Genomic DNA, 7,533 nt, shown 5'->3' on the forward strand with positions numbered 1-7,533 from the left:
CTTGCAGTTTTTGAACATGTTGATAGACATTTCGGTCGTCCAGGTCTCATCGCAGAAGATGGTGGTGAGGGATTCGCAGTCGTGGAACATATCGCTCACGTCCTCCACAGCTTCGGTATTGAAGCTCGAGACGTCGAGTGTAGTCAAGCCTTTGCAGTTATAGAACATGAAGCCCATTTTGGTTACCTTCTGGGTATCGAAGCCCGATACATCAAGTTCGGTCAAGAGTTCGCAGTTGTCGAACATATAGTCCATAAAGGTCACATCTTGAGTTTTGAATGCCGATACGTCGAGTTGCTTCAAGGCTTTGCAGCCGGAGAACATACCTCCCATGTTGGTTACTTTGTCGGTATTGAGGTTCTCTATATTGTTGATGGTGGTAAGCTCCTCGAAGCCGTCAAACCACATTCTCGTGGTGGTCGGGTGGCAGTTCGCCATCGAATTGTCAAATGTTACGGTGGTAATTATCTTTCTGTTATACACCAAACACCATTCGGGGTAGCCGGTGTTGGAGTCGGGGAAATCGTACACGGTGCCCTCGGTGTGTGTGGCCTTGTTGGCATCGTAATAGAAAGTCATGGATTTGTCTGCGACGTTCATCACTGCGTAGCCTTCTACGGTTTGTGCCTGTGCCATGGCGGGCAACGCGATGCTTGCAAATAGAGCGGCGATTCCCATGAGTGCATTGTGGAGTAATTGTCTCTTCATAACTTTTTAATGATTATATGTTGAATATATGTTTGTTAATTAGAGGATGTGATGCCGTGGAGGGTAACTCCATAATGCTAAAAGACTCTGCCCGAATCTCTTTGACGTAGAGATGCCAGCAGAGCCTTCCGTATATGGGTTTCGTTGGAGAGGTGCGTTCCACAAATGGCACAGGAATGCCTGAAATGTCCCCTCCCTCGAACGAATGAGAACGACGCATGGTGAGCATGTAAAACGCACTAGCACCGGAGTCTCGCAGGGCTATGCGTAGGCTTGCTGTATAGTGCTTTACTAATGTCTTCATCGTCGTTCGAACTTTAGGATTTATTGTCACCTTGACTGTTTGCTTGCAAACTTAAGCATTTGTATTGAGAAATGCAAGTGGTTTCTCAATAAATACGATAAAAAGAAATGGATTTACCTGTTTGGGAAGCCAAAAGAATGCAGTTTTGTCTTTGAATTTGACGATAGGGTATTTGCGCCCATCAGCCGGGGCTGGACGCTTGTGGCGTGCAGGGCAGTCTATGAGAAGGAGCAAATCGGCTTGGCGAGCAAACCGATGATACTCGTTCTCAAAGCTTCGTTTTAGCGGATAATGCGCTGTGTGATGCGCCCCGTCTCGGTCTCTAGTACTACGACATAGGGGGCTGGAGCTATCCCCTCTAGCGATAGGGTGGCAGAGGGGTGAAGCCATGTTTGTACCAATTCCCCTTCAAGAGTATAAAGGCTAAAGCGTATTACACGGCTGGGAGCTGTGAGATGGAGTAGACCATCTTCGCCCACTTGGGAGGGATACACCCCGGGCTGCTCCTCGTTTGCCACCCTTTCTGTGGGGAGCACTTCGCCATTTTCGTACACTACCTCTATCGTGTAGACGTCGTTTTCGCCTCCTTCTTGATCGGTATAGCTGAGGGCATCACCAACGCGCGCTACCTCTTGTCCGTTCCGTTTAACAATGTACTCTTTAATTATAGGAAAGGGCACGGGTCGTTTTCCTCCGGCATAGATATGGGTATCGTCTTCCGGGGTCGTCTTTTGAGGATTGTCGCTCACATGGAGGCGAATGGCTAGATATCCGTCTGTTGTGCACCTACCAAAGAAATGGTTCCCGAGGTCGCGAGAGAAAAGGGCATCTACATATTGTTGAATATTGTCGCCGGTCCCTTTTACCGAATAGATAGAAGCAATATTTGTCTTTTCGTTGCGAGTTGAGAAGCCAACCCAAAGGGAGCGTTGCGCATCCACCTTAAAGGGCTTCTTGAGATAGACGGTATGCCAAGTTTTTTCTTGCCATCCCTCGGGTACATCGAATAGTTGGGTTACGGTGGTTGAGGCGTTGCACAAATTGCCGTAGCGCAAGAAGGTTTTGTAGTTACCCATGGCGCTGCGTGTGGGCATGTAGCTAATGGCGTGGATATAGACCTCTTTGTTGTATGAAGTGAAGTATTCGCTCGGGAATTTGCTCGCAATAGTTTGATATTGAGGGTCTATAGCCTCAGGGACTATTTTGCTGATGTGGGGCAGATCTAGCTTGCTATACTGAGGATCTTGGGGGTAGCCAAAGAGTGAAATCTCCTGCATATTGTAGGGGCGACGCCATGAGAGGGTAACCCCTTGAGAAGCCTTCTTTTTCTCGGGAGATAGGGTGCGGGTAGCATCGCCTACATAGATGCCCTCCTCGATACAATCGGCAAAAGCCTCTCTCTCGTCGCTAGGGTCTATTACCTCTCCATGGTAGGTGTAGTGGGCTTGCACGCCGTAGACAACAGAGCCGTGAGCTCCTTCGAGGGCTGTTGGGTAGGGTTCGGTGAATTCGGTTGCACTTATCCCTTTGGCAATTTCTGCCCCGTTGCGGTACAGATTGTAGTCGAGGCTCCAGCCCGAGGGGATATGCTCGCGAGAGGGGGCTGCCCAAGTAACTTTGAGGAGGTTGCCCTCTTTGCGGATGTTGAGTCCGCTAATGGGTTGGAGAGGACGTAGGTAACCCGCCTCATCGCGCCAACGCCCTTTGAGCGTTTCGGCACTCCCATTTCCCTTGGGGTCGAGGTAGGTTGCCATTTGGGTAGTAGGGTCTCCCTCTTTTTTATACTTATCCCAATGATAGGCGAGTTTCCCATAGAGGTTTTCACTTTCTAGGGCGCATCCGGGCGTCCCTCCCGAGAGGGTCCCCACTACGAGGTGGTTTTCGTTCCAAAGAGAAGAGCCGGAAGAACCTCCCTCTGTAGCGCCTTTGGAAAAGCTAAAGCGAATGTGTGCGTCCTTGTCTCCCTTGATGTTTTCGATGATGGATCCGCTGTACCACGTGCCATCCATTACGGGCGATTGCGCGTGGTCGTACACCGATATTTTCTTGGCATCTCCTCTAGGGTGATGTAAGCTTACCCCTTTGGTGGGCAGTACTTTGCGCCTATCCCAACCATTGTAGTACACTCGGTAGCTCGCAGGGATGGCTTGGTTGAGTTCGAGTAGAAGTCCGTCGGATTGTCCGGCAATGGGGAGAAATGATAGCAACTTGCATCCCACCATGCTTTTACCGCGGAGTACGGAGAGCCGGCCATTGCTGCATCCCGGTTTTTCGTAGTGGAAGGTGAAAATCCATTGATCGCGATCCGTTGGAGTATTTTGCACCTTGTTAGTCGAACTCTCGCAGTGGGCTGCCGAGAGGATAAGGGGGCGAAAGTCTTCGTTGGTATTGTTGAGAAGGTTGCCGGTACAGAAGCTGGCACCCTCTTTGCTGATTATGTACATTTGTACTACTCCTGCCTTTTCGGCTTGCCACTCAGCACCCTCTTTGCAATTGACATTGATCTGGCAAAATTCGTCCGAAGCCTCGTCGCGATGGAGAGCTCCGGGGTCGGGTAGTCCCATTGTAGCGAAGAGATGGATTACACTAGAGAGTAAGAGGCTGGGGAGTTCTCCCGATACAGGAGGGGTATACTCTAAGATAACGCTACTACCCGAGAGGGGCTCGGTGGCGAATCTTCCGTGTGTTGGGTGTGTTTCGTGGGTGTAAGCCCCGAGTAGTTGGCTCCGATCGGGGGTGTAAATGAATAGTTCTCCTCCTTGAGGGATGAAGAAATCGTCGTAGGTTAGGAGTACCCCTTTGGCCCCCTTTAGCTCAATTTGCAAGCGATAGACGATGCGTCCATCATTGAGCCGTGTGTGTGCGGCATCGCGAGCAAAGTCGATATGGGAGGAGAGTCTGCGCCCAATGGTGAGGGGTTTCCCTGTTAGATTAGTATGCGTGCGGAGGTGTAGCGCGCGTTCGTCATCGGGGTTGAAGTTGGGGCGGATGGTGACAAGCTTGGCAAGGGCACTCGCACGAAGTGTTTCTGCATTATCCTGGAAAGAGGCAGGAGTGCCGCCGAACGAGATTTGCGCCGAGCCTGTAAGCGTAGCGATTGCCACTAAAAAGCTGCCGATAAGGAGCCTAGAGGTCGCAGGTTTTTTCCTTTTCATAAAAGACTTCTTCGATAGGATCTACGTCGCACAAAGGTAGCAAAATAGTGTAAAAGGTCTTTTGCTACTATTGTAGTAGCCGTATAAAAAGAAGAGAGGGGAGACTCTTTGTTTCGAGCCTCCCCTCTCTCAAGAGAATCTTATGTCAAAAGACTTACCGATTCTTATCGGATAATGCGTTGCGTTTTACGTCCATATGATCCGTCAAGTACCACGATGTAGTTGCCGGAAGGCACGTCTTCCATAGAAATGGTGCTTGAGGGCTGACGAACCATCTTCACGAGCTTGCCGTCCATCGTATAGATAGTAAGGCTGGTGAGAGCTTCGCTTCCATTTACATGCAAGAGCCCATCTGTTCCCACTGTAGTGGGGTACAGACTGGGAGTTGTAGCATCTGTCGGAATCTCTTTGTTGCTTGTGTGTTCACCCTCTTCGTATTTTACTTCTACGGTGTACTTGTCGTTTTCGCTACCACTTGGGTCTACATATTCGCGCACAGCTTCTACAGTGGCGATCTCCGTACCATTACGCTTGATGGTGAATCCCTTTACTTTAGGGAAGGGCACTATGTTCTTCCCTGTTGCGTAGATGCGTTGATCGTCTACGCTGGTAATGGGTTTCTTTACATTACTTACAAGGATGCTGATGGCAGCATAGCCACTGTATTTCGTAATAATTTGCGAGGATACAGCATCGCTATAGGATAAGATGTCTTGTCCATTCTCTACAGCAATATTCCCATCTACATACTCGCGCACGGCATCGCTCGTGTACTTAACAAAGCGGATGGAGGGGAATGGAGTGACTTTCTTGTTGGGAATAGTCACACCTGCAAACAAGATTTTCTCAAGATCAATAGCGATAGGCTTTTGGAGTAGTACGGTGACCCATTGCCCCGGTGTCCAATCCGAGGGTACATCAAAGGGCTCATTCACGTAGTACTGAGTATTGAGCATCTTGCTAGAGTGTACGTACGCCTTGTATACTCCTGATAGCTTTTGAGTAGGTATTACACGGATACCATGTACATAGAGAGCCGACCCATTGGCATCAAAAGAGGCCGTAGGGAATTTACTTGCAAATGTGAGTTCCGAAGGAATAAACCCACTCGGATGGTTATTTGTGTACATAGTACCCGAATAGTTGAGGGTAATATCTTCGTACTCAGAGGTCTCTTTGGGAGCACCAAAGAGGGTAACCTCTTGTAGGTTGTAGGGTTGATTCCAAGAGATACGGACTCCATTAGTCTCTTTCTTTACCGAAACAACGGGTACAATCTGGCTCTTCTCACCAACGTAGATACCTTGCTCAATCCAGTCGGTAACGGCATATCGTTCAGGTCTATCCGGATTCTCTGTGGGGATACCTGTTCCATACTCATAGCGAGCTTGTACGCCGTAAGTGATAGAGCCGTAGTTGTCTTTTTCTGCTTCGGAGATGGGTTCTATAAACTCGGTATCCTCTGTGCGCTTGTCCAAATCTCTACCATTGCGGCTGATGTTGTATTTTACTTTCCAACCATCGGCAAGGTGTGTGCGGGGGATAGGATCCCAAGTAACCTTAATATTATCTCCCTCACGGCTAATCTTGACCCCTGTAACAATGGGGAGGGGACGAAGCGTACCTGCCTCGTCTTTCCATCTACCACGTAGTTTCGTTGCTTGTCCATTGGTTTTGGGATCGAGGAAAGAGGCCATTTGTGTAGTGGCGTCTCCATTCTTTTTGTACTTATCCCAGTGGTACTGTAGTCTGCCGTAGAAGTTCGTACCGCTTTGGCAACGTCCACCACCCCCGGTGAGTGTACCTACTACGAGTTTATCTTCGTTCCAAAGAGAAGAACCTGACGAACCACCCTCTGTTTCACCCTTGGTGAAGTGGAAGAAGAAGTGGGCATCCGGTCCGCCTATGGCATCTTGGGTACGCCAAGTATTGATCGTTACATTGCCATTATAGACAGAGAGTTTTTTAGCATCTCCGGCAGGGTGGTGGATACCTACTCCGCTGTTGGGGATGGCGTCTGAGCGATCCCATCCGTTGTAGTAGACGCGGTAAGAATCCGGGATCATCTGGTCTAGTTTGAGCAGAAGCCCATCCGACTGCCCTTTAATAGGGAGGAAAGCCATAAGGTCGCACCCTACCATAGTTTTACCTCGTCCCAAAGCAAAGGAGCCACTGCTGCAGCCCAACTTTTCGTAGTGGAAGGTAAAAATCCACTGGTCGAGGTCACTCTCGGAGGTCTTTCTAGTCGTAGATAGACTCTCGCAGTGTGCTGCCGAGATGATGTAGGGGGTAAAGTCTTCGTTGGTATTGTTGAGGAGGTCTCCCGAGCATAGGGATAGATATCTCCCCTGACGCATTAGCATCTGTACAACACCTGCCTTTTGCTCTTGCCACTCGGCACCCTCTTGGCAGTTGACGTTTACAGAGCAATCGTCGCTCCCATGATCTTCTCCGGGGTCTACAGTTGCTGTGGCCTTGGTGAATATATGCCCTACTGAGGAAATCAAGATTGAGGGCATCTCCTGGCTGTTGAGAGCCGGGCGATACTCGAGCACGGCCGTAGTGCCGGGGAGGGGCTCGGTAGCAAACGTCCCATGGGTGGGGTGTGTTTCGTAGGTGTACTTACCGAGTACCTTTTTACGATCGGGGGTGTAGATATAGAGTTCTCCTCCATTTTGGGGGATAAAGAAATCGTCGTAATAGAGAACATTTGCCTTGGCATTTTTTGCATCAATGGTGAGGCGGTACACGATGGTACCATCATTGAGCGTTACACGCTTGGCGTCGCGAGCAAAGTTGATGTCCGTGGCGATGGTGCGCCCAATAAGCAAAGGCTTGACGCGTACTTGCTGAGAATCCCATACCTGTACACCCTTAATATCATCGGGATTGAAGTCGGGTCGTACTTCTATTACCTTGTTCGCTCCCGCAGAACGTAGGGAGTTCGTTGGCTGACTGAAGCTTGCAGGCTCTCCCCCAAACGATATTTGCGCCGTGGCAAACAGCGTAGAAGAGGCTATTAGCGTAGTGCTCAATAGAGCTTTCGTTAATAGGTTTGTGTTACATTTCATCGTTAGTATGATTGTCTGAGTCTTCTTTTTAATTGTTTCTACCTCACGCAAAGATACGATTTTCTTTCAGTTTAATATGCGATTTGCTGTGATTGCTTGTTCTTTTATGAGACTCTGACAGTTTGTAGTGTCCTCAGCTGTCTTTTGTTCCGTTCTTAGGCAGAACGAGAATATTTCTAGGCCGATTTTCTAGAAAAAATCTATCATTTAGGTCTAAGTAATTGGCTATGAACAGCCTTGTGAGTTATGATTTTCAGCAGGTAATGATTTAGCGACCTATCTTCTGCAATGACAC

At 49.0% G+C, this 7,533-nt stretch carries 4 protein-coding genes; all 4 read right to left on the bottom strand.

What is annotated here, in order from left to right; translation table 11 throughout:
- The coding region (locus ACTTHR_RS07950; RefSeq protein WP_442605785.1) for a BspA family leucine-rich repeat surface protein at nt 1–708 on the bottom strand (708 nt) is incomplete at its 3' end.
- Between the two features lie 13 nt (nt 709–721).
- Nucleotides 722–1,012: a hypothetical protein gene (locus ACTTHR_RS07955; RefSeq protein ID WP_442605786.1), complete on the bottom strand. Its 291-nt coding sequence runs from the start codon at nt 1,010–1,012 to the stop codon at nt 722–724.
- A 281-nt stretch (nt 1,013–1,293) separates the two neighbouring features.
- Nucleotides 1,294–4,167 (bottom strand): T9SS type A sorting domain-containing protein, encoded by a 2,874-nt coding sequence (locus ACTTHR_RS07960; protein ID WP_442605787.1) that lies wholly within the window; start codon nt 4,165–4,167, stop codon nt 1,294–1,296.
- Nucleotides 4,168–4,331: 164 nt separating this feature from the next.
- A complete protein-coding gene (locus ACTTHR_RS07965) occupies nt 4,332–7,238 on the bottom strand; it encodes a T9SS type A sorting domain-containing protein (protein WP_442605788.1) in 2,907 nt (968 codons plus the stop codon).
- Between the last annotated feature and the right edge of the window lie 295 nt (nt 7,239–7,533).

This window comes from Porphyromonas endodontalis (assembly GCF_052173515.1).
GTDB lineage: Bacteria > Bacteroidota > Bacteroidia > Bacteroidales > Porphyromonadaceae > Porphyromonas > Porphyromonas endodontalis_A.

Bases quoted from the DNA above. Each gene is read 5' to 3' on its own strand.
- ACTTHR_RS07955 (WP_442605786.1), bottom strand. From the start codon at position 1,012: ATGAAGACATTAGTAAAGCACTATACAGCAAGCCTACGCATAGCCCTG.
- ACTTHR_RS07960 (WP_442605787.1), bottom strand. From the start codon at position 4,167: ATGAAAAGGAAAAAACCTGCGACCTCTAGGCTCCTTATCGGCAGCTTT.
- ACTTHR_RS07965 (WP_442605788.1), bottom strand. From the start codon at position 7,238: ATGAAATGTAACACAAACCTATTAACGAAAGCTCTATTGAGCACTACG.